The 395-nt window shown below is 55.2% G+C and carries 1 protein-coding gene; it reads right to left on the bottom strand.

Annotated features, from left to right (window positions below):
• Positions 1-13 precede the first annotated feature (13 nt).
• Entirely contained in the window at positions 14-373 is a 360-nt protein-coding gene (locus A3714_RS02495) for a hypothetical protein (RefSeq protein ID WP_063509721.1), read from the bottom strand.
• Between the last annotated feature and the right edge of the window lie 22 nt (positions 374-395).

Raw genomic sequence — 395 nt, forward strand, 5'->3', positions numbered from 1 at the left:
CCAGGGGCCCGCATTAGACTGACAGCGAGGCTTCTACTTGCTGGCAGTTGCGGCGCGCCAGGGCCAGGTTGGATTTGGCTTTGTCCAGCACCAGGTACATGAACAGCCCCTCATTCTTCGCGACCGGACGAATGATGTGATACTGGCTGCCAAGCGTAATGAGGATATCCTCAATCGCGTCGTTAAGACCCAGGGATTTCATGGTCTTCATTTTGGCGCGCACCACTTCGGTATTGCCGGCGGCGGCCAGTTCCAGATCGAGCCCTGTGCCTTCATGGCCCAGCATCATGCCACTGTTGGCGTCCACAATAGCAGCGCACATGGCGCCATCGGCCTGCAGCAGGGTTTTCAAACTTTCGTTAACGTTGCCCATCTCATACTCCTAATTTATATTT

It is taken from the genome of Alcanivorax sp. HI0007, assembly GCF_001635525.1.
GTDB lineage: Bacteria > Pseudomonadota > Gammaproteobacteria > Pseudomonadales > Alcanivoracaceae > Alcanivorax.

Bases quoted from the DNA above. Each gene is read 5' to 3' on its own strand.
- A3714_RS02495 (WP_063509721.1), bottom strand. From the start codon at position 373: ATGGGCAACGTTAACGAAAGTTTGAAAACCCTGCTGCAGGCCGATGGC.